This is a genomic window from Cellulomonas wangsupingiae (assembly GCF_024508275.1).
Taxonomy (GTDB): Bacteria; Actinomycetota; Actinomycetes; order Actinomycetales; family Cellulomonadaceae; genus Cellulomonas; species Cellulomonas wangsupingiae.
This window is the reverse complement of the sequence record NZ_CP101989.1, coordinates 2,777,553-2,799,790: the sequence shown is the minus strand read 5'-3', so window position 1 is coordinate 2,799,790 and position 22,238 is coordinate 2,777,553. Positions and strand designations below refer to the sequence as shown.

The 22,238-nt window shown below is 74.0% G+C and carries 14 protein-coding genes and 1 tRNA gene; 11 read left to right on the top strand and 4 right to left on the bottom strand.

Going from position 1 to position 22,238, the window contains the following annotated elements; all coding sequences use genetic code 11:
* The first annotated feature begins 62 nt into the window (after positions 1-62).
* Complete coding sequence (locus NP075_RS12900) at positions 63-2,075, top strand: ATP-dependent helicase (RefSeq protein WP_227565575.1); 2,013 nt, start codon at positions 63-65, stop codon at positions 2,073-2,075.
* A gap of 400 nt (positions 2,076-2,475) precedes the next feature.
* Positions 2,476-2,817: a WhiB family transcriptional regulator gene (locus tag NP075_RS12895; RefSeq protein WP_284439895.1), complete on the top strand. Its 342-nt coding sequence runs from the start codon at positions 2,476-2,478 to the stop codon at positions 2,815-2,817.
* 59 nt (positions 2,818-2,876) lie between these two features.
* On the opposite strand, the gene NP075_RS12890 is transcribed toward NP075_RS12895, so the two are convergent.
* Positions 2,877-3,935, bottom strand: coding sequence for a ThiF family adenylyltransferase (locus NP075_RS12890; RefSeq protein WP_227565574.1), 1,059 nt, complete (start codon positions 3,933-3,935; stop codon positions 2,877-2,879).
* A 139-nt stretch (positions 3,936-4,074) separates the two neighbouring features.
* The gene (locus NP075_RS12885; protein ID WP_227565573.1) at positions 4,075-4,233 is read right to left on the bottom strand and encodes a DUF5679 domain-containing protein; all 159 of its coding nucleotides are present in this window, start codon (positions 4,231-4,233) and stop codon (positions 4,075-4,077) included.
* 255 nt (positions 4,234-4,488) lie between these two features.
* Here NP075_RS12885 and NP075_RS12880 point away from each other — a divergent pair, with 255 nt between their 5' ends.
* Positions 4,489-5,124 (top strand): M48 metallopeptidase family protein, encoded by a 636-nt coding sequence (locus NP075_RS12880; RefSeq protein WP_227565612.1) that lies wholly within the window; start codon positions 4,489-4,491, stop codon positions 5,122-5,124.
* Positions 5,125-5,160: 36 nt separating this feature from the next.
* Here NP075_RS12880 and NP075_RS12875 read toward each other — a convergent pair whose 3' ends face one another.
* The gene (locus tag NP075_RS12875; protein WP_227565572.1) at positions 5,161-6,597 is read right to left on the bottom strand and encodes a zinc-dependent metalloprotease; all 1,437 of its coding nucleotides are present in this window, start codon (positions 6,595-6,597) and stop codon (positions 5,161-5,163) included.
* 137 nt (positions 6,598-6,734) lie between these two features.
* On the opposite strand from NP075_RS12875, the gene NP075_RS12870 reads away from it, so the two are divergent.
* The gene (locus tag NP075_RS12870; protein ID WP_308054150.1) at positions 6,735-7,901 is read left to right on the top strand and encodes a YlbL family protein; all 1,167 of its coding nucleotides are present in this window, start codon (positions 6,735-6,737) and stop codon (positions 7,899-7,901) included.
* A 20-nt stretch (positions 7,902-7,921) separates the two neighbouring features.
* Here NP075_RS12870 and NP075_RS12865 read toward each other — a convergent pair whose 3' ends face one another.
* Entirely contained in the window at positions 7,922-8,515 is a 594-nt protein-coding gene (locus NP075_RS12865; protein ID WP_255630379.1) for a PPA1309 family protein, read from the bottom strand.
* Between the two features lie 99 nt (positions 8,516-8,614).
* On the opposite strand from NP075_RS12865, the gene NP075_RS12860 reads away from it, so the two are divergent.
* From NP075_RS12860 to NP075_RS12830, 7 genes are all read left to right on the top strand, one after another.
* Positions 8,615-11,611 (top strand): UPF0182 family membrane protein, encoded by a 2,997-nt coding sequence (locus NP075_RS12860; RefSeq protein ID WP_227565569.1) that lies wholly within the window; start codon positions 8,615-8,617, stop codon positions 11,609-11,611.
* A 152-nt stretch (positions 11,612-11,763) separates the two neighbouring features.
* A complete protein-coding gene (locus NP075_RS12855; protein WP_227565566.1) occupies positions 11,764-12,735 on the top strand; it encodes a DMT family transporter in 972 nt (323 codons plus the stop codon).
* 19 nt (positions 12,736-12,754) lie between these two features.
* Positions 12,755-12,828: transfer RNA gene (locus NP075_RS12850), tRNA-Met, on the top strand.
* A gap of 312 nt (positions 12,829-13,140) precedes the next feature.
* Positions 13,141-18,750 (top strand): beta-1,3-glucanase family protein, encoded by a 5,610-nt coding sequence (locus NP075_RS12845; protein WP_227565565.1) that lies wholly within the window; start codon positions 13,141-13,143, stop codon positions 18,748-18,750.
* 30 nt (positions 18,751-18,780) lie between these two features.
* Positions 18,781-19,308, top strand: a complete 528-nt coding sequence (locus NP075_RS12840) for a hypothetical protein (RefSeq protein WP_227565564.1) — start codon at positions 18,781-18,783, stop codon at positions 19,306-19,308.
* Positions 19,309-19,439: 131 nt separating this feature from the next.
* Positions 19,440-20,189, top strand: a complete 750-nt coding sequence (locus tag NP075_RS12835) for an ABC transporter ATP-binding protein (RefSeq protein WP_227565563.1) — start codon at positions 19,440-19,442, stop codon at positions 20,187-20,189.
* Between the two features lie 5 nt (positions 20,190-20,194).
* On the top strand, positions 20,195-22,081 hold the full coding sequence (locus tag NP075_RS12830) for an FtsX-like permease family protein (protein WP_227565568.1): 1,887 nt from the start codon (positions 20,195-20,197) through the stop codon (positions 22,079-22,081).
* Positions 22,082-22,238 lie beyond the last annotated feature (157 nt).

The following is a 22,238-nucleotide window of genomic DNA, read 5'->3' as shown; positions in this document are numbered from 1 at the left end:
TCGGTCGTCTCCTCCACAGATCCTCGCACGTCGTGTCGGCGGGGCCTGGGAGACTGGTCACGATGTCCGCCGACTCCCTCCTCGACGCGCTCGACCCCGAGCAGCGCACCGTCGCCACCGCCCTGACGGGTCCCGTCTGCGTGCTCGCGGGCGCGGGCACGGGCAAGACGCGCGCGATCACCCACCGCATCGCCTACGGCGTGCGGACCGGCGTGTACCGCCCTGCGTCCGTCCTGGCCGTGACGTTCACCGCCCGTGCGGCGGGGGAGATGCGGGTGCGGTTGCGCGACCTGGGCGCGAGCGGGGTGCAGGCCCGCACGTTCCACGCGGCGGCGCTGCGCCAGCTCGGGCACTTCTGGCCCCGGGTCGTGGGTGGCGCGCCGCCGCGGCTGGCGGAGCAGAAGGCGACGCTGGTCGCGGAGGCCGGTCGGCGTGTGGGCGTCTCCGTCGACCGGATCACGGTGCGCGACCTCGCGGCCGAGATCGAGTGGGCGAAGGTGTCGCTCGTCACCGCCGAGGACTACGAGCGCGCGGCCGCAGCCGTGCGGCGGCCCGCGCCCGCGGGGCAGGACGCGCAGGCGGTCGCCCGGTTGATCACCGCGTACGAGGACGTCAAGACCGAGCGGGGCGTCATCGACTTCGAGGACGTGCTGCTGCTGCTCGCGGCCATGCTCGCGCAGCGCGGGGAGGTGGCGGACGAGGTCCGCTCCCAGTACCGGCACTTCGTGGTCGACGAGTACCAGGACGTCAGCCCGCTCCAGCAGTACCTGCTCGACCAGTGGCTCGGTGGGCGTCACGACGTCTGCGTCGTGGGTGACCCGAGCCAGACGATCTACTCGTTCGCCGGCGCGACGCCGCACCACCTGCTGACGTTCGCGCGGCAGCACCCCGGCACCCGGGTCGTGAAGCTGGTGCGCGACTACCGCTCGACGCCGCAGGTCGTGGGCCTGGCCAACCGTGTCCTCACCTCGACGCGCAGGCCGTCCGACCCGGTGCCGCTGCACCTCGTCGCGCAGCAGCCCGACGGGCCGCAGGTGCGGTTCACCGCGTACTCGGACGACGAGGCGGAGGCCGCGGGCGTCGCCGCGCGGGCCGCGCGGCTCGTGGCGGCCGGGGTGCCGGCCAGCGAGATCGCGGTGCTGTACCGCACCAACGTGCAGTCCGAGGTGCTCGAGCAGGCGCTCGCGGCCGCGGGGCTGGGCTACCAGGTGCGCGGCGGCCTGCGGTTCTTCGCCCGGCGCGACGTGCGGGACGCGCTCGTGCTGCTGCGCGGCGGGGCACGGTCGGCGGACGCCGACGTGCCGCTGGGGCAGACGGTCCGCGACATCCTGACGTCCGTGGGGTGGGCGCCCCAGCCGCCCTCGGCGCGCGGCGCGGCCCGGGAGCGGTGGGACGCGATGCAGGCGCTCGTGGGGCTCGCGGACGACATGGTCGCGACGCGCGGCGGCGCGACGCTCACGGACCTCGTGGCCGAGCTCGACGACCGTGCGTCCGCGCAGCACGCCCCGACCGTGGACGGCGTGACGCTCGCGTCGCTGCACGCGGCCAAGGGCCTGGAGTGGGACGCGGTGTTCCTCGTCGGCCTGTCGGACGGGCTCCTGCCCATCTCGCTGGCCCAGACGGAGGCGGCGGTGTCCGAGGAGCGGCGGCTGCTGTACGTCGGGGTCACGCGCGCGCGGCGCCACCTCGAGCTGTCCTACGCGGCCGCCCGCACCCCCGGGTCCCGGGCCTCGCGGACACGGTCGCGCTTCCTCGCCGGGCTGTGGCCGGGGGAGGACGGCGGTCGGGGGACCGGACGGCGCGCCTCGGCCGCCGCGGACCCGGCCGTCCTCGACCGGCTGCGCACGTGGCGCGCACAGGTCGCCGACGAGCGCGGGGTCCCTGCCTTCCGGGTCCTGCCGGACGTCGCGCTCGAGGCCGTCGCCGCGGCGATGCCCACGGCGCCCGCGGACCTGCGGTACGTCCAAGGGCTCGGCCAGACACGCCTGCGGGAGTACGGCGACGCCCTGCTCCGCGTGGTCGCCGACGAGACCCCGCAGGACGACGGGAAAGACGTCCGGACGAAGTTCCGTTAATTGCTTGTGACGGTCAGACGGGCCGCCCTAGGGTGGTCACGTCCTTGTTCGCGGGGTGCTGCCGAAGAGGCGGGACCCGACCCTGGAGAGGAGGTGGGTGACCTGATGGAGACCAACACGATCGACATGACGTCGGCCCGTGCGTACACGCGCGTCCTCGCGCCCACCGCCGGGAACTTCCAGGGGATCGCTGTGCCCATGTCCGGGCACAAGCGCCGTCTCCGTCCCGCGACGTCCGTCACCGATCTTCGACACAGGACCCCGTAGCAGCAGCCTCACCAGGCAGGCCGCGGAGTCCGAACTCGGATCCGCGGCCTCTCTCATTTCTCCGGTCCTCCACCGGGGCGAGCGGCCCGATCCGGCATCCACAGCTCACCCGCAAGGACATCAGGAGGACATCGTGCGGCTCACGACGCTGCTCGACAACGTGAACCAGGGGGGCTCCGGCCCCTGGCCCACCAGCAGCACCGCGACGACGAACGACCAGTTCGACCGGATGGTGGCCGGCCTCATCCCGTGCCGGTCGAACGACGCCGAGCTGTGGTTCGCCGAGCGTCAGTCCGACGTGGAGCTGGCCAAGGCCCTGTGCCGCGAGTGCCCGCTCATCGACGGCTGCCTCGCCGGCGCCGTCGAGCGGGCGGAGCCGTGGGGTGTCTGGGGCGGTCAGGTCTTCGTCGGTGGCGTGGTCGTCCCGACCAAGCGCGGCCGTGGTCGGCCCCGCAAGGACGCGACGGCTGCCTGAGCCGGCGGCCGGTGCTCCCGTCCCGTCGCCGTCGCGGCACCCGGGCCGGGCCGCCGAGGTCACTCCTCGTGCGGCCCGGCCCGCGCCGTCCCCGGCGGCACCACGCACCCGCACGCGGGGTGCGGCCCGAAGCGGCGCTCGCGGGCGACGAGGTCCGGCAGCGCGAGCTCGAGGGTCGCGCCGCAGGTGACGGGCGTCGCCCCCGCCAGGAGGGTGAGGACGTGGGCGGCCGCCGACGCGGCGCACGCGCCGGCGAGCACCCCCACCTCGCCGGACGCCGGGACGTCCGCGCCGCCGGGCCCCGTGAGCGACCCGAGCACCGTCGGCCACGCGGGGTCGGCGTCCGCGCGGTGCAGGTCGAGGCAGCGCAGGCACGGGTCGGTACCGGGGCGCACCATCGGCCCGACGAGCGCGTCGGCCGTCCGCACGACGACGGACAGGTGCGCCACGCCGTGGGTCGTCAGCACCGCGGCCCGCAGCGGGTCCGCCGCCTCGTGCTCGACGACCACGACCACGTCGGGGTCGTCGTCACCGTCGAACCGCACGCCGGGCGCCGCCTCCCGCAGCGCGCGCCGTGCCGCGACCGCGCGCGGCGCCCCCACGTCCGCCCACCGGTGGATCCCCGCCGCGACGTCCGGTGAGCGGACGGGGGCCTCGTCGTCCAGGAGGAGGCTCCCCACCCCGGCGACGGCCAGGTGCCGGGCGATGCCGAGGCCCGTGGGCCCGAGGCCGACGACCCCGACGACGGCCCGCTCGCGGGCCGTGACGACGTCGTCACCGGTCGCGTCGGGCAGCAGCAACGTCCACGCGGCCGCGTCGGCAGCGGTCGGCCCGCGGACCGCGTCGGGCCGGTGCCGTGTCAGCCCTGCCCGTCGCAGGTCGTCGACGGTCGCGGCGACGGCCGCGGGGTCCGTGCCGAGCGCCCGTGCGCGTGCGGGCAGCGTCGACAGGTCCGTGGTCGCGTCGACCCCGCCCCACAGCCGCGCCTCGGCGGGCCGCAGCCCCACGAGCCGGACGGCCCAGCGGGGGTCCGTGCCGATCTGCACCTCGTCGTCCGCGCGGGTCAGGACGCGCAGACCGGGTCGCAGCCGGAGGGCGGGGGACGTCGGGCCGGTCACCCGCCCACGATGGCACCGGGCGGGCGCACCCGTCGGGCGTCGTCCACAGGCCGCCGACGACGGGCGCGGACGTGACGAGGGCACCGTCGCGTGCGACGGTGCCCTCGTGGCGGTCACGGCCTGGCCGCGACCGGGGACGTCAGGCCTTGCCGAGGATCCGGTTCAGCTTGGTCCCGCAGACGGGGCACGTACCCTTGGCCATGCGGCGGCCGGACTCGGAGACGACGACCTCGCCCTCCGTCTCCCGCTTCTCCTTGCACTTCACGCAGTAGAACTCGCCCGCCCAGGTGTCGGCCATGTGGTCCCTCCTCGAACGCTCTCCCGGGCGGTGGCATCGCGCCCGGGGCAAGGGACCATGACGGCCTCCGTGCGCTCACACAGTAGTGGTCGGTGCGGCCGCGCACGCCTGCGGGGCCCGGCGTCGCCCACCCGGAGCGGGTGAACCGCCGATGTCCTGAGTGCCGCGGGGGGTCCCGCGCGCTAGCGTTCGAGGGTGCCGACATCGCGCGAGGCGACGCCGACCGCCGGGTCGCGCCCTGACGGCGCACCGGGCGTGTCGTCGCCGCGCCGCGGACCCGCTGCCGAGCCGGTCGTGGAGGTCCGTCGTTCTCGGCGCCGCGCGCGCACGGTGAGCGCGTGGCGCGAGGACGGCCGCACGGTCGTCGCGATCCCGGCCCGGTTCACGCGGGCGCAGGAGCGGGAGTGGGTCGGCCGCATGGTCGACCGGCTGGCCGCGCAGGAGCGGCGCCGCCGGCCGTCCGACGACCAGCTCGTCACGCGCGCCACCGAGCTGTCCCGCCGGTACCTGGGCGGGCGGGCGGTGCCGACGAGCGTGCGCTGGTCGTCGAACCAGGGGCGGCGCTGGGGGTCGTGCACGCCGTCCGAGGGGACGATCCGCATCTCCGACCGGGTCCGTGGCATGCCGCGCTGGGTGCTCGACTACGTGCTGCTGCACGAGCTCGCGCACCTCCTGCAGCCCGGGCACGGGGAGCATTTCTGGGCCGAGCTGTCGACGTACCCGCACACGCAGCGGGCGCGAGGCTTCCTCGAGGGCTGCGCGTTCACGCGTGACGGCCACGACGGCGGGGAGCCGCCCGACGAGCCGCTGGACGACGAGCCCGCGGACGACGACGACCGGGTGGACGTCCACGCGCCCGACGGCGAGCCGGCGACCGCCGCCACCGACTGACCCGGGCACCGGGGCCCGAGGGCCCGGGGGTGTCCGTCAGCCCGCGGGCGTGCCCGTCGCCTGGTCGCCCTCGTCCGTGCCGTCGGCGTCGCCGAGGATCTGGGCCAGTGCCCGGTCCAGGTCGGCGGACCCGTCGACCTCCGCCTGGCGGCGGGCGTCGAACCCCGCGGGGTCGTCCAGGTCCTCGGGCGTGGGCACGAGGTCCGGGTGCGCCCACAGGGCGTCGCGGCCCGCGACGTCACGCGTCGCGGTCAGGTGCGCCCACACCGTCGCGGCGTCCCGCAGGCGTCGTGGCCGCAGCTCGAGCCCGACGAGGCTGGCGAACGTCTGCTCGGCCGGGCCGCCGGCGGCGCGGCGACGGCGGACCATCTCGCGCAGCGGCACGGCGTGCGGCAGGTGCGGTGTCGCGGCGGCCGTCGCGACCTCGTCGACCCAGCCCTCCACGAGGGCGAGGGCGTGCTCGAGGCGGGCGAGGGCGGCCTGCTGCGCGGGTGTGGTCTGCGGGGCGAACACGCCTCCCGACAGTGCCTCCTGGAGTGCCGCGGGGTCGGTCGGGTCGATGGAGGCGACGGCCTCCTCGAGGTGCTCGACGTCGATCGCGATGCCCCGCGCGTACTCGGCGACGGTGTCGAGCAGGTGCGCCCGCAGCCATGGGACGTGGCCGAACAGGCGGCTCGCGGCCGCCTCCCGCAGCGCGAGGTACAACCGCACCTCCTCCGCCGGGGCGTCCAGCCCCTGGGCGAAGGCGTCGACGTTGGCGGCGACGAGCGCGGGTGCCGGCCGCTCCAGCAGCGGCAGCCCGATGTCGGTCGTGCCGAACGCCTCGCGGGCCAGCGTGCCGGCGGCCTGACCGACCTGCAGCCCGAACACCGCCGACCCGAGCCCGCGCAGCAGCTGGGTGGGGTCGCCGGCGCCCGCGTCCGTCAGACCGCCGGGGAACGCCGAGCCGATCTCGCCGATCGCCGGTCCCAGCGCGCCGGCGAGGGCTGCGGAGAGCGACGTCGCGACGGGCTCGGTGAGCGTGCGCCACGTGGGGAGCGTCGCCTCGACCCACTCGGCCCGGCTCCACGCCTGCGGTGCGCCGACGACGGGCGGCAGGTCGGTCGCGACGTCGAGCCACAGCTCGGCCACGGACAGCGCGTCACGCACCTCCTTGGCCTGGGCGGGCGTGAGGCTGGGGTCGCCCCCGACGGCCGCCTGCTGACGCGCCAGGTCGTGGGCCATCTGCCAGTTGACGGGCTGGTCGCCCGAGGTGGCGAGCATGCGCTGGACCTGCGCGAGCGCCTGCTGCAGCGCCACGGGGTCCGCGGGCAGCCCGGACGCGGCGGCCATGGCCGCCGGGTCGACGCCCATCTCGCGCATCTCGCGGATCGCGTCGTCGGCCGCGGGGCCGAGCATCGCGCGGAGCATCTGCTCCCACTGCTGCGGACCGGTCGCGTCGGGACCGTCCGGGGCGGGGACGTCGGGGCTCATGCGGGCCTCCTGGCTGGCCGGGAGCCTCCACGGTAACCGGGCGGTGGCCCCCTCCGACGGGTGCGTGGGCCCGGTTCGCTCACGGCGCACACGCGTGCCGCGGGGCGGCCCGTCCCCGGTGAGGGATGATCGGTGACGTGCTCGACGACCGACCGCTCGACGACCCTGCCGACGACCCTGCCGACGACCCGCGTCCCTCGGACGGTCCCGGCCCCGCGGACGCGCCCGGCGACGGCGACGGCGAGCCCGCGCGGCCGACGCCGCGGGCGCTCGTCCTGTCCTTCGGGATGCTCGCGATCGCCGTCCTGACGGGCGTGCTGGTCGTCCTGCCGGCGCCGTACGCGGTCAACGGGCCCGGCCCCACCAAGGACGTGCTGGGCGAGGTGGACGGCGAGCCCCTGATCGAGGTGGCGGGCGCGGAGACGTACCCGTCGACGGGGGAGCTGCGCCTGACCACCATCTCGGGCGTCGGTGGCCCGGGCTACCCGGCGTACGCGCTCAACGTGCTGCAGGGCTGGTTCTCACCGTCGTCCGTCGTGCGCCCGGTCGAGGAGGTGTACCCGCAGGACGTCTCGCGCGAGGAGATCGACGAGGTCAACGCGGGGCAGATGGTCTCGTCGCAGGAGAACGCGAGCGTCGCGGCGCTGACCGAGCTCGGGTACGAGGTGCCCGCCACCCTCGTGGTGGCCGGCACGGTCGAGGGGACGGACGCCGAGGGCAAGCTCGAGGAGGGCGACGTCCTCACCGCGCTCGACGGGGAGCCGCTGCCGGACTACCAGTCGCTCGTCGCCCGCCTGGCGGACGTGGAGCCGGGCGACACCGTGACGCTCACCGTCACGCGGCACTCGCGCAGCGTGGACGTCCCGGTGGTGACGGGGGAGCGCGAGGACGGCGGCGCGCAGATCGGCGTCTTCGTGGACCCGTCCTTCGACATGCCGGTCGACGTCGACATCAACATCGAGGGCATCGGCGGGCCGAGCGCGGGCGCGATGTTCGCGCTCGGGATCGTGGACCTGCTCACGCCCGAGGACGAGGCCGCCGGCGAGGTCATCGCCGGGACCGGCACGGTGGACGTCACCGGTGCGATCGGGCCGATCGGCGGCATCCGCCAGAAGCTCGCGGGCGCGGCGCGCGACGGCGCCACGTGGTTCCTCGCACCGAGCGACAACTGCGACGAGGTCGTCGGGCACGTCCCGGACGGCCTGCGCGTCGTCGAGGTCGCGACGCTGCACGAGGCGCGCGAGGCGATGGTCGCGATCGGCGCGGGCGAGGGCGGCGACCTGCCCACCTGCACCGCGGGCTGACCGACGGGCGTCGCCGCGCGTCACGCCAGGGTCGCGCGCACCGCCTCGACGAGGCCGGGCACGAGGTCGGGCCCCTGGCCGACCGCGTCGTCGCTGTCGTGGGCCCGGGTGCGCACCGCACACCACGACGGCCCGTCGCGCAGCACACCGACCGCGAGACGCACGTCCTGCCGCTGCGGGTGCGACAGCAGCGCCGCGAGCGCCGCCTCGGGATCCGTCGGCAGGTCCTCCTCGGCGCCCGGGGGGAGCACGACCCGCTCCACCGTCACCGCGGCGCCGTGCACCGTGGGCGGCCACGTCAGGCCCCCGAGCAGGTGCTCGAGGTCGTCGGCGGACGGCAGGCCCTCCTGCTCGACGGACGTCAGGTGCTGGTCGTCGGCACGGGCGGCCGCGAGCACCTGGGCGTCGAGCTGCCCGGCCAGGCCCGGCTCCGCCTCGAGCGCGGCCTGCGTGCGCACCAGGGCGAAGACGCGGACGGGCGCGTCCCAGCCCGCGGAGGCCACGTGGTGCTCGATCTCGCGGACCGCGTCGGCCAGCGCGCGGCGGGCGCGGGCGTCGGACGAGGAGTCGTCGGTGGGCTGCGGCGGGGTGGGGGACGTGCTCACAGCATCCATGGTCCCACCCGTGTGGGAACCTGGGACCCACCCGGCCCGTTCGCCTGGGTGGGCGCGCCCTGCGCCCGTCGACCGCCGAATGACGAGGACCGCCACGCCGTGACCTTCGCCTCCCCGCCCCGCCCTCGACCCGTAGCGCCCCGCCGCCGCGGACCGCTGGTCCCGACGCTCGTCACCCTGGGTGTGCTCGTCGTCCTGCTCCTCGTCCTCGCCCAGGTGTGGACCGAGGTGCTGTGGTTCTCCCAGCTCGGGTTCACCGAGGTGCTGCGGACCGAGTGGGTCACGCGCGGGCTGCTGTTCGTGCTCGGCTTCGCGGTCATGGCCGCGGGCGTCGGGTTCTCCCTGAGCTTCGCCTACCGCGCACGGCCGGTGTACGCGCCGTCGACGCAGGAGCAGGCGAACCTCGACCAGTACCGCGAGGCGATCGAGCCCCTGCGTCGCCTCGTCCTGGTGATCGGCCCGGTGGTCCTGGGGCTGTTCGCCGGCGGTGCCGCGTCGCAGCAGTGGAGCACGGTGCAGCTGTGGCTCAACGGCGGGCGCGTCGGCGTCACCGACCCGCAGTGGGACGTCGACCTGGGGTTCTACCTGTTCACGCTGCCCGGGCTGCGGTTCGTCGTGTCGTTCCTCATGGCCGTCCTCGTGCTGTCGTCGGTCGCGGCCGTGGCCACGCACTACCTCTACGGGGGCCTGCGGATCGGTGGCGGCGCGGGCGCGCCGCGGACGACGCGCGCGGCGCGCGTGCACCTGTCGGTGCTCGGCGCGCTCGTGCTGCTGCTCGTCGCCGCCAACTACTGGCTCGACCGCTACTCGATCCTCACCAAGCAGCAGACCGGTGAGCAGCGGTGGCAGGGCGCGGGCTTCACCGACGTGCACGCCGTCATCCCGTCCAAGGCCATCCTCGCCGTCGCGGCGGTCGTGGTCGCCGGGGCGTTCGTCGCCACCGCGTTCACGGGCAACTGGCGGCTGCCGGCGATCGGCGTGGGCCTCATGGTCGTCGCCGCCGTCGTCGTCGGTGGCGTGTACCCCGCGGTCGTGCAGCGCTTCCAGGTGCAGCCGAACCAGCAGGACGCGGAGTCGGAGTACATCCAGCGCAACATCGACGCGACGCTGTCGGCGTACGACCTGCGGGACATCGAGATCAGCGAGTACGACGCCAAGGTCACCGCCGAGCCCGGCGCGCTGCGCGAGGACGCGGAGACCACGTCGTCGATCCGCCTGCTCGACCCGAACATCGTCTCCCCGTCGTTCAAGCAGCTGCAGCAGATCCGCGGCTTCTACAACTTCCCCGACTCGCTGTCGGTCGACCGCTACACGATCGAGGGCGAGAGCCGCGACACGGTGATCGCGGTGCGCGAGCTCGACCTCGCCGGCCTGAACGACGCGCAGCGCAACTGGACCAACGACACGACGGTCTACACGCACGGCTTCGGCGTGGTCGCCGCCTACGGCAACACCCGCGGTGCGCGCGGTGCGCCGGCGTTCTGGGAGGGCGGCATCCCCTCGCAGGGGCAGCTCGGCGAGTACGAGCCGCGCATCTACTTCGGCCAGCAGTCGCCCGAGTACTCCATCGTCGGCGGCCCGGAGGGCACCGACGGCTGGGAGTTCGACTACCCGGACGACGAGACCGGCACCGGGTCGGTCCCGTTCCGGTTCCCGACGCAGGACGTGTCCGCCGGTCCCTCGGTCGGCAGCCTGTGGCACAAGGCGCTGTACGCCCTGAAGTTCGGTGACGAGCAGCTGCTGTTCTCCGAGCGCGTCAACGAGAACTCGCAGATCCTGTACGACCGTGACCCGCGCGAGCGGGTCGCGAAGGTCGCGCCGTTCCTCGACCTCGACGGGCGCGTGTACCCCGCCGTCGTCGACGGGCGGGTCAAGTGGATCATCGACGGCTACACGACCTCCGACCAGTACCCGTACGCGGCCGTGCGCTCCCTGGAGGACGCGACGACGGACTCGCTCACCGAGCGCAGCGCCACGGTGCAGGCCCTGCAGCCCAAGCAGGTGAACTACATCCGCAACTCGGTGAAGGCCACCGTCGACGCGTACGACGGCTCGGTCGACCTGTACGCCTGGGACACGGAGGACCCGATCCTCAAGGCGTGGACGAAGGTCTTCCCGACGACGCTGCAGCCGATGTCCGACATCAGCGGCGACCTGATGAGCCACATCCGGTACCCGGAGGACCTGTTCAAGGTCCAGCGGGCCCTGCTCGGGCAGTACCACGTGACGAGCGCGGCCGAGTTCTTCTCCGGCAACGACTTCTGGCAGAACCCGGGGGACCCGACGGCGACCAACTCGGACGTCCCGCAGCCGCCGTACTACCTCACGCTGCAGATGCCGGGTGAGCAGGACGCGACGTTCTCCCTGATGTCGACGTTCATCCCGGGCGGTGGCAACGCGCGCAACGTGCTCACCGGCTACCTGGCGGTGGACGCCGAGGCCGGCAACACCCCGGGGAAGGTCTCCGAGACGTACGGCAAGATGCGGCTGCTGGAGCTGCCACGGGACTCGACGGTGCCGGGCCCGGGTCAGGCGAGCGCCAACTTCACCGCCGACCCGAAGGTGTCCAACGAGCTGAACATCCTCCAGCGCGGGGACTCGTCGGTGCGGCGCGGCAACCTGCTGACGCTGCCGGTCGGCGGCGGTCTGCTGTACGTGCAGCCCGTGTACGTGCAGGCGGCCAGCGGGACGACGTTCCCCCTGCTGCAGCGCGTGCTCGTGTCCTTCGGTGACGAGATCGGGTTCGCCGAGACGCTCGACGGGGCGCTGGACCAGGTCTTCGGCGGCGACTCCGGTGCCGACGCGGGCGACGCGGGCGCGGAGCCCGTGCCCGAGGTGCCGACCGAGGCGCCCGGCGAGGACGCGACCGACGACCCGACGGCCGAGCCCAGCGCCGACGCGACGCCGGCGCCGAGCGCCGACGCCACGGACGCGCGGACCGCGCTCGACGAGGCCCTGCAGCGTGCGCGGCAGGCGATCGTCGAGGGCCAGGAGGCGCTGGCGGACAACGACTTCGCCGCCTACGGCGAGGCGCAGAAGCGCCTCGACCAGGCCCTCGCGGACGCGATCGCCGCGGAGGAGCGTCTGGGCGGCTGACGCCGCACCGTCGACGCCCGTCGTCCCCACCCTCGCGGTGGGGACGGCGGGCGTCGTCGTGCTCCCGGCCGGCCCGGCGTCGGGCCGGGACTCGACGGTCGGCGGCAGAGATCCTGCTGTCGGATGTCAGTGGCGTGCGCGACCCTCGGGGGATGACGTCCGACAACCGCGTGGTGGCCCCGTACCTGGCCGCCGCACTCGTGTGGGGTTCGAGCTTCCTGTTCATGAAGGTCGGCCTCGAAGGGCTCTCGCCCGCCCAGGTGGCGCTGTCGCGCCTGCTCCTCGGCGCCCTGACGCTCGTGGTCGTCATGGCGGTCGCGCGCCGGGCCTGGCCGCGGGACCGGCGGACCTGGGGGCACCTCACCGTGGTCGGCGTGCTGCTGTGCATGGTGCCGTACCTGCTGTTCGCGTGGGCGGGGCAGCACCTCGCCTCGGGCCTGTCCAGCATCTTCAACGCGACGACGCCGCTCATGACGGCCGCCGCCGTCGCGCTGCTGCTGCCGGTCGAGCGGCTCACGGCGATCCAGCGCGTGGGCCTGGCCGTCGGCGCGGTGGGCGTCGTGGTCGTCGTCGGCCCGTGGGCGTACGCGGGGGACGTCGCCACCGCGGCCCCGCTGCCGGCCGTCCTCGCGTGCCTCGGTGCGACGGCCTGCTACGGGCTCGGCACCACGTACCAGCGTCGGTTCGTGGTGCCCCTGCGGCTGCCGCCGGAGACCGTGGCCGCCGGTCAGGTGAGCGCGGGTGCCCTGCTGCTGACGCTCGCCTCACCGCTCGTCGCGACGGGGCCCGTGCACCTGACCTGGCCCGTCGTGCTGTCCATGCTCGGGCTCGGCGCCCTGGGCACGGGTCTGGCGTACGTCTGGATGGCCCGCATCATCGACGCGTGGGGCCCGCAGCGCGCCTCGACGGTCACGTACCTGACGCCGCTGGTCGGTGTGCTCCTGGGGATCGTCGTGCTGGGGGAGCAGCTGCACTGGAACGAGCCGGTCGGAGGGCTGCTCGTCGTGCTCGGCGTGGTCGTGGCGCAGCGGGCCGGGCGGCGGTCCGCGGTGCCGCCGAAAGCGGCCCTGACGACCGGCACGGCCGCTGACCAGCGCACCGATTTGGACGCTCGGCGCACCTGACGTATGGTTGAGACACCGACGCGGGGTGGAGCAGCTCGGTAGCTCGCTGGGCTCATAACCCAGAGGTCGCAGGTTCAAATCCTGCCCCCGCTACTCGTGAAGTAGAAGTCCAGAGGCCCTTCCGATCAGCTGATCGGAAGGGCCTCTGGCGTTCCTGCGGCTGCACACGTGCGCCGGGGAGGGCGGCTCGATCGACTCGACCTCTCGCGTCCCGGTCCTTTCGCGCGTGTTACGTCCGTGAGAAGAGTTGCCCCAGTCATTGACTCCGGACATGCCCGGGCTGTCAGGATGCTCCCGGTTCGTCGCGCGGGAAACCCGCCGACCATCGTCGCAGGGGGCCTCGTGGACCGAACTCGTCATGCGCGCACGCGGCGCTCCGACCGTCTGATGCGGACGCTCGGCGCCGTGCTCACGTCACTGGTCGTCGCAGCGGGCCTCACCGCCCCGGCCCAGGCCGCCGCAGGGATGCTGCCCTTCACGGTGACGAACAGCTCGGGCCTGTCCGACAGGACGTTCCTGTACGTCATGGCGCGTGACCAGGCGACAGGCGTGCAAGGTTGGGTCGACGGCGCAGGTACCTTCCACGCGTTCGACATGCCGGACGAGCTCGAGGAGGGGACACCCCCGCCGCCTGCCCCGGACACGGCCATCCCGGGTCCGGCCAACGGCACGAGCATCACGCTGCAGCTGCGTGCGGGACTCGTCTCGGGTCGCATCTACATGTCGTTCGGCAACGAGCTGAAGTTCTTCCTCGCACCCGAAGGACTGGTCGAACCGGCCGGCTGGGTCGAGACCGACCCGAACCACGACACGCTCTTCGACTGGGTCGAGTTCGCACGGGACGGGTCTCGCTTCTTCATCAACACCACGATGGTGGATGCCTTCTCCGTGCCGATCTCGGTGTCCGTCGTGCACGGTGACGGGCGCCCGGAGACCCAGGGACGCCTGGTGACGAATGGTCGGCAGCGGATCTTCGACGACCTGAAGTCGTACGGCTGGGGCGGTCTCATCCAGTACCGCGAGGGCGGCAAGATGCCCCTGCGGGCGATCGCCCCGATCCACGGCGTGGAGGACGGGACCATCCCGGCGAGCTACTTCACGAAGTACGTCAACGACGCGTGGACGTACTACACGACGCACCCGCTCACGGTGACCACTGCGCTCGGCAACTTCGTCGGACGGGTCGAGAACGGCAAGTTCGTGTTCCGGGACACCGCAGGAGCAGTCGTCGGGACGTTCGCGAAGTTCTCGACGACCGACATCTTCGCGTGCGAGGGCACGACCCAGCCGCTCGGTCAGCCCCACCACCACGCAGCGCTGGCCATCGGGGCTCGGCTGTGCGCCGCGTTCAACCGCGGGACACTGTCGACGTCCTCGTTCCAGGGGTCGGACGTGCAGGCGACCCACGACGCGGCGTCCTTCTACCGGCCCGGTGTCGCGTCCAACCTGTACTCGAAGGCGATGCACCGCAGCGAGGCCAACGGCAACGCGTACGGGTTCGCCTTCGACGACGTGGCGGAGTTCTCCCCGAGCATCAACTCGGAGAACCCCCGCGTCGGCAACATGACGGTCACGCCGTTCGTCGGCGGTGCCGGAGGCTCGTCCGGTGGGCGACCGATCAGCGCGACCGTGGAGTCGCTGTTCGGGCACTCGACGTACGGCGGGTACTCCGACGACCCGGTGAACGTCGCGACCGGCAACTTCACGCAGCCCGAGCGGGTGCTCGACTTCCCCGGGCCGTGGACGCCGAGCGTGTCCCTCACGTACAACTCGCGCGACGACCGTGAAGGCCCGTTCGGGCCGGGGTGGTCCTCGTCGTTGACGCAGTCGGTCACCGAGAACGAGGACGGCTCCGCCACCGTGCGGTGGCCGGACGGCTCGACCGTCGTCTACCCGCTCGGGGACGACAACGGCTACGTCACCCCGCCGGGCCTGGACGCGGCGCTGACGCGGCAGTCGACAGGCTGGGCGACCTCGCGGCCCGACGGCTCGGGCGAGACCTTCGACAACGCGGGGCGGGTGCTGTCCTTCCGGGATCCGGACGGCCGCGTCGTCACGGTCGAGCGGGCATGGTCCGGCCAGGTCCGGACCCTCGAGGGATCCGGCTACTCGATGGAGCTCACGTACTCCGACTCCGGGCTGGTCAGGTCCGTCACCTCGTCGGACGGACGCACCGCGACCCTGAGCTACGACGACGGGCGGCTGGTGGGTGTCGCGGACCCCGCAGGCGGTGAGCGCCGCTACGGGTACAGCGACGCCGGTCTCCTCGACTCGATCACGGACGCCGACGGGAAGAAGGTCGTCGACAACAGGTACGACTCGGACGGGCGTGTGCTGGAGCAGTCCCGCCCGGGGCAGCCCACCGAGGTGTTCGAGTACGACGAGGAGCACGGCTCGGCCCGCATCACCGACCCGGACGGGACGCTCGTCATGGCGTACACGTTCGACGAGGACGGTCGGCTCACGGCGATGACCACCGGTGACGGCACGACGACCACCCGGTCCTACGACGCGGACGGGCGCATCTCGGAGTCCACGGACCGTGCCGGCGCGGCGACCACGACCACATGGACGGCCACGGGGCAGGTCGAGTCCGTCACCACGAACGGTGCGACCACGACCTACGAGTACGACGACGCCGCGCGTCCGACGAAGGTCACCGGTCCCACCGGCGAGGTGGTGACGTACAGCTACGAGGGCGCGAGTCGTGTGCCTACCGGCGCAACCCTGCCCGACGGCTCCGAGGTCGACGCGCAGGTCGACGGCCCGCGGCTCTCGGCACTGACGGACGCCGACGGGCGCACCACCCGCTACACCTACGACGAGCAGGGCAACGTCGCCTCGGAGACGGCGCCGAGCGGCGCCGTGACGACCTTCACCCGCGACGCGGCGGGCCGGGTCACGACCGTGACCGCCCCCGACGGCGGCGTCACGCTGCTGAAGCACGACGACGCCGGCAGGCTCGTCTCACAGACCGAGCCGACGGGCGCGGTCACGAGCACGACGTACACGAAGGCGGGGCGGGTCGCGAGTCGCACCGACCCGGACGGTCGGACCACGACGTACACCTACGACGACGCGGGCAGGGTCGAGACGCAGACCGGCCCCGACGGCGGCGTGACGCGCTACCACTACGACGAGCGCGGAGACCTCGCCCGGACGGTCGACCCGTCGGGCGTGGAGACGACGTACACGAGCGACCTGTTCGGGCGCGTCGCCACGTCCACCCGCGGCGACGTCACGACCTCGTACGCGTACGACGCCAACGGGCGGCGCACGGCCGTCGAGCAAGGCGGTCAGAGCGTCTCACTCACCTACGACGACGCCGGGCGCGTCATCGGGTCGACGGACGCCGACGGCGCGATGACCCGGTACGGGTACGACGCGCACGGGCGGCTGCTGTCGACGGTCGCACCGGACGGCACGACGACCACGTCCACGTACGACGCGAACGGCAACGAGGTCTCGCGCCGCGACCCGATGGGCCGCACGTCGGCCGCCACCTACACGGCTGCCGGCCTCCTGGCGTCCGCGACCGACGCCATGGGCTACACGACGCGGTACGGCTACGACGTCGACGGACGCCTGGCGACCGTCACGACCCCGGGTGACCACGAGTGGACGTACGGCTACGACGCAGGCGGACGCGTCACGTCGATCACGAGCCCTGCCGGACTCGTGACCAGCTACGGGTACGACGCGGCCGGGCGTCGCACGTCGGTGACGGCACCGGGGACCGGCACCGTGACGACGGAGCTCACGGGGGCCGGGCTCCCCACGAAGGTGGTCGACGCGGGCGGTGGAGCGATCGGCTACACCTACGACGACGCGGGTCGTCCGGCGTCGTCGACGGACGCGGTCGGCGGCAGGACGACGTACGCCTACGACGAGGCCGGGCTGCTCACCGTCCAGACCGACCCCCGCGGAGGGGAGACGCGGTACGCGTACGACGACAACGGGCACGTCACGTCGGTGACGGACCCGCTGGACCGCGTGACGTCCTACCGGTACGACACGCGCGGCAACGTCACGCGGGTGGAGGACCCGGACGGCGAGGTGACCGCGTACACGTACGACCGGGTGGGGCGGCTGGTCTCCCGGACGGACCCGAGCGGTGAGCGGTCGTCGTGGACGTATGACCTCATGGGCCGGCGAACGTCGATGACCGACGCCACCGGCACGACCCGGTACACCTACGACCCGGCGGGCCAGCTCACGTCGATCGACTCGCCGCAGGACGAGCCGCCCTTCACGTTCACCTACGACGGCAACGGGCGGGTCGCGACCACGACGTACCCCGACGGGACGATCGTGACGTACGGTCGGGACCCCGACGGCCACCTGGCTGCGGTGACGGACAACCGTGGGAGCTTCCTCGCGTACTCCGTCGACCAGGACGGTCGGGTGACGCGTGAGGGATCGTCAGCGGGAGCGGTGCGCACGTTCACCTACCTCGACGGGCTGCTGTCGAGCTACACGGAGCAGCTGGGTGCCGAGGCCCCGACGGCCACGACCGGCGTCGAGCGCGACGCCAACGGCCGCATCACCACGCTGACCACGGACGGTGCGGCCACCGCGTACGCGTACGACCGCGCCGGGCAGCTCACCGGCGTCGACGGCCCTGGCGACGACGACGGCACCTACACGTACGACCGGGCGGGCAACCGGGCGACCAGGACCGTCGGTGGGACGCTCGAGGAGTACACCTACGACGCGGCGAACCAGCTGACCGCGGTGGAGCGGGGCGGACGGACGTGGGCGACCTCGACCTACGACGGCGCCGGCCGTCTGACAGGGCGCGAGGTCGCCGACGGCTCGACGCTGGAGCTGTCGTACGACGGCCTCGGCGTGCCGACGTCGATCACGTCCGTGCGACCGGACGAGTCGGGTGACGCGAGCGCGCGGACCGTGGCGGAGCTCGTTCGCGACGGTGACGGGAACCCGCGGTCGGTGTCGTGGTCCACGACGGGGGCCGGTTCCGGGACGACGGCGCTGGACTGGTTGCCCGACCTGCGCGGTGTTCCAGCGGTCGCGGCGTTGTCGGACGGCGAGTCGACCACCAGCCTGCTCCGCGGTGCCGGAGGGGCGCTGCTGCAGACGTCGACCGACACGGTCATCTCCGACGTGTCGCGTGACGTGCTCGGGTCGATCCTCGGTAACGACGTGATCGGGCGCCTCGCGGGCGGGTTCGACGAGTTCGGCAGCGCGACCGGCACGGCGGACGTGCCGGCGGTCGGGTTCGGTTATCGGGGGCAGCTGACGGTGGCAGGGCTGGCGTTGATGACGTCGCGCGCCTACGACGCGGCGACCGGGCGGTTCACTGCCGTCGATCCGTTGCCGCCGGTGGCCGGGCTCGCGGGCACGACGACGCCGTACCCGTACGTCAACAACGACCCCTTGAACCTGGTCGACCCGCTCGGGCTGCGCTCGGTGAGCGACCGCGCGTTCCAGGGCTACGCCTCCGGGCCCTCGGCGTCCCAGTTCGACGTCGCTGCGCCACGGTTCCAGCTCCGCCCCGCGCGTCCGTTGTGGCAAGCGCCCGGGGTGGGCACCTGGCAGCAGGAGGCGGTCGCAGGTCTGTCCGGGGCCTCCGGCGTCCTCAACACCGTCGAGCTGAGCGCTGCGGGACTGGCCGACTACTCCGCGAGCGGTACGGCAGCAGCCACCGTCAGCAGGGTCGGGGGGTTCTTGGACGACGCCGCACCGCGCGTTGGGCTGCTCGCGCGCGGCGTGCCGCCGGCGGCCGTCGTGGTGGCGACGGGCTCGACCGTGTACTCGTCGATCGAGGCGGGTGAGAGCGGTGGTGTCGTGGCAGCGCGCGGCGTCAACGCGGCCGCTGCGACGACCACTGGAGTCATGGCCGGCGTCGTGGCCGGAGCGGCGATCGGCAGTGTGGTGCCCGTCGTCGGTACTCTCGTCGGGGCGATCGGGGGCGGCATCATCGGGTTCGGTGTCACGTACTTCGCGCAGCGAGCCGGGGACCGGGCGATCAACCGCGCGGCGTACGGCCAATGACTTGGGAGCACGGCACCCCGAAGGGACCACATGAGCACGTCCATGACCCCCGTTCCCACGACGGGGACCACCGTCGTCTTCGTCGGCCTCTTCGTTCTCTGCATGCTCGTGGTCGGCCTGCTCGGATTCCTGACGTACAGCCGCCGCCACTCCCGGGCGCGCACGGCGGTCGGCGCCGACGGGCCCGGCTGGAGGACGTACGGGGCGCGGCTGACGTCGACCCAGGCGGCGGACCTCGAGGCCGCGGGGGTGTGGGACGCCGCGGCGATGTGCGGCTTCGGGTACTCCTCCGAGGGCGTGCGGCTGTGGCTCGAGGACGGGGGGCGTGAGGTGCTGAGCATCGCCCGCCAGGACGTGGCCGCGGTGGGAACCGACGACGTGGAGAGCATTCACCATCGCGTGCAGCGCGGGCTGGTGGTCGTCCTCGCGGACGGCACGCGGCACGGGTTCATCCTGCACACACCGGGCGGCGGAGGTCTGAGCCGTCGGCGCGGCAAGGGCTACGAGGCCGTCGCCGCGGACCTCGCGTCCGTCCTCGGCGTGGCGGTGGCTTCCTGACGACACCGGGGTGACGGCAGCCTCCATCGAAGGATGCAACCCTCCGGGGGCCATCCTCCGAGGCTCGATGGGCACCCCTCCCGCTTCCTAGGTTCGAGATCGACAAGAGACCTCGACCTCGGGAGCACATCATGGCGACACCGACGACGACCGAGGTGACGGCCACCGCCGTCCGCCTCGTCGACATCCACAAGACGTACCCGGGCCGCGAGCCCGTCCACGCGCTGCGCGGTGTGACCCTGGAGCTGCTCGCCGGGTCCGTGACCGCCGTCGTGGGCCAGTCCGGCTCGGGCAAGTCCACGCTGCTGAACTGCGCCGCCGGGCTCGACTCGCCCAGCCGCGGCTCGGTCGTCGTCGGGGGGCACGACCTGACGACGCTGCGGCCCGACGACCTCACGCGGTTCCGCCGCGAGCACGTGGGCTTCGTCTTCCAGGCCTACAACCTCATCGGGCACCTGACGGCACGCGAGAACGTGCGTCTGCCGCTCGCGCTCGCGGGCCGCCCGGTCGACGCGGCGTGGGAGTCGGCGCTGCTGGAGTTCCTCGGCGTGCCGCACCTCATGGACCGGCTGCCGGGCGAGCTGTCCGGCGGGCAGGCGCAGCGGGTTGCGATCGCCCGCGCGCTCATCACGCGCCCCGCCGTCGTCTTCGCCGACGAGCCCACGGGCGCGCTCGACTCGCGCACCGGGGCCGCCGTGCTCCAGGTGCTGCGCGACACGGCCGCCGAGCTGGGGCAGACCGTCGTCGTCGTGACGCACGACGCGGGGGTCGCGGCCGCCGCGGAGCGCGTCGTCGTCCTCGCCGACGGCCTCGTCGTCGACCAGCTCGAGCGCCCCACGGCCGAGCAGGTCACCGCCCGCCTCCTGTCGAAGGGGCGGTGAGCACGATGTGGAAGCTCGCGTCCTCGGGCGTCCGCGCCCACCGCGGGGCCTTCGCCGGCACCGCCGTCGTCCTCGCCGTCGCCTCGGCGGTGCTCGCCGTCACGGGCGTCCTCTTCGAGTCCGGCCTGCGCCTGCAGTCGGGTGGCGACCCGGAGTCCGGAGGGTTGCTCGTCAGCCTGGCCTCGTCGTACGCGGGCACGCTGATCGTCGTGGTGGTGATGGTCGTCGCGGCGACCGTCAGCCTCGCGCTGCGCAGCCGCCGCCGCGAGTTCGCCCTGCTGCGTGCGGTCGGTGCCACGCCGGCCCAGGTGCGGCGGGCCGTCACCCTGGAGGTCGGGGTGGTGTCGCTCGTCTCCGCACCCCTCGGTGCGGTCGCGGGCCTGTTCGGGGCGCGCCTGCTGGACCCCGTGCTCGTCCGGTCGGAGATGGTCGCGCCCGACTTCACCTCGGCGCTCTCGCCGCTGCCCGTGCTCATCGCCGTCGCGCTGATCGCGGTCACCGCGATCCCCGTGGGTCGGCTCGGCGCCCGTGAGGCCGCCCGCACCGCCCCCACGGCCGCGCTCCAGCAGAGCGCCGTCGAGGACCGCCAGGTGGGGGTCGCCCGGCGCGTCATCGCGCTCGTGCTCACCCTCGGTGGGGTCGCCATGGCCTTCTCCAGCCTGTGGATCCCCGGGCCGATGGGGGCGGCCACGGCCTCCCTCTCGGCGTTCATGCTGGTGGGAGCCGCAGCGCTCGCCGGCCCGGTCCTGGTCGGGTGGATCTTCGACCGCCTGGCGCGGGTCGGCCCGTCCACCGGGCACCCGGCGGCGATGCTCGCCGTCCGCAACGTGCGCGGGTTCTCCCGCCGGCTGACGACCGTCGTCGTGCCGCTCGCCCTCGTCGTCGCCGCGGCGACCGTCCAGACCAGCGTCAACCGGGCGCTCGTCACCGGCATGCAGCAGGAGCTCACCGCGGCGATCAGCGCGGACCTCGTCGTCACGCCCGCGCAGGGCGCGACGCCGGACCTGCCCGCGCAGGTGGCGGCGGTCCCGGGCGCGGCGTCGACCGTCCCGCTGGCCCTCGTCCCGGCGGAGGTCCGCGGCGAGGACGAGGGCGTGGTGACCTGGGAGGCGACCGGGCTGCGCGTCGTCCCCGGCGACACCCGGGCGCTCGACCCCGACGTCGTGGAGGGCACGCTCGCCGACATCGACGCGCCGGACACCGTGGCCGTCAGCACCGACACGGCCTGGCAGGCCGGCGCCGGCCTGGGCGAGACGGTGACGCTGCGGCTCGGGGAGGACGTCGTCGACGCGACCGTGGTCGCGGTGTTCACCCGCGGACTGGGTGTGGCCGGGTTCATCACCGGTCCCGCGACGGCCGAGGCCCACGGCCTGCCGGTCGTCGCCGACACCGTGCTGGTCGACCTGACCCCGGGTGCGGACCGGGCGGACGTCGTGGCGGAGATCGCCGCGCTGGGGGCCACGGCGACGGACGTCGAGACGTACGTCAGCACGTCGACCCAGTCGGGTGGGACCGGGAACGAGGTCGGCAACGCGCTGCTCATGCTGCTCCTCGCCGTCGTGGCGGTCGGCGCGGCCAGCACGCTGGCGATGACCACGGTCGCCCGGCGCGACGAGCTGGCCCTGCTGCACCGCACCGGCACCACCCGGCGCCAGCTGATGGCGATGACCACCGTCGAGGCGGCGGTCACGGGGCTGACGGCCGCCGTGGTCGGGACCGTGGCGGTGGTGCCCGCCGTCATCGGGGCGAGCGCCGGGATCCTCGACGGGCCGCCGGTGGTCGACCTGCCGTCCTACGGCGTCGTCAGCGCCGCCGTGGTCGTGTTCGCCCTGGTCGCCACCGCGCTGGCGGCCCGTCGGACCACGCAGGTCGCGACGGCCGTCGTCGCGTAGCAGGGTCGACGGGCCGCCCCGCCGACGCGGGGCGGCCCGTCGGCGCGCCCGGTGTCGGTCCGTCGGGAGGGGGCCAGGCCCTCGGTCGTCCACCGGACCAGCAGCAGCGTGGCGTGGCGGCGCACGTGGTGCGGGGCGGCCCTGCGGGTGGGCGGCG

Bases quoted from the DNA above. Each gene is read 5' to 3' on its own strand.
- NP075_RS12900 (WP_227565575.1), top strand. From the start codon at position 63: ATGTCCGCCGACTCCCTCCTCGACGCGCTCGACCCCGAGCAGCGCACC.
- NP075_RS12885 (WP_227565573.1), bottom strand. From the start codon at position 4,233: ATGGCCGACACCTGGGCGGGCGAGTTCTACTGCGTGAAGTGCAAGGAG.
- NP075_RS12875 (WP_227565572.1), bottom strand. From the start codon at position 6,597: ATGAGCCCCGACGTCCCCGCCCCGGACGGTCCCGACGCGACCGGTCCG.
- NP075_RS12865 (WP_255630379.1), bottom strand. From the start codon at position 8,515: ATGGATGCTGTGAGCACGTCCCCCACCCCGCCGCAGCCCACCGACGAC.
- NP075_RS12855 (WP_227565566.1), top strand. From the start codon at position 11,764: ATGACGTCCGACAACCGCGTGGTGGCCCCGTACCTGGCCGCCGCACTC.
- NP075_RS12840 (WP_227565564.1), top strand. From the start codon at position 18,781: ATGAGCACGTCCATGACCCCCGTTCCCACGACGGGGACCACCGTCGTC.
- NP075_RS12835 (WP_227565563.1), top strand. From the start codon at position 19,440: ATGGCGACACCGACGACGACCGAGGTGACGGCCACCGCCGTCCGCCTC.
- NP075_RS12830 (WP_227565568.1), top strand. From the start codon at position 20,195: ATGTGGAAGCTCGCGTCCTCGGGCGTCCGCGCCCACCGCGGGGCCTTC.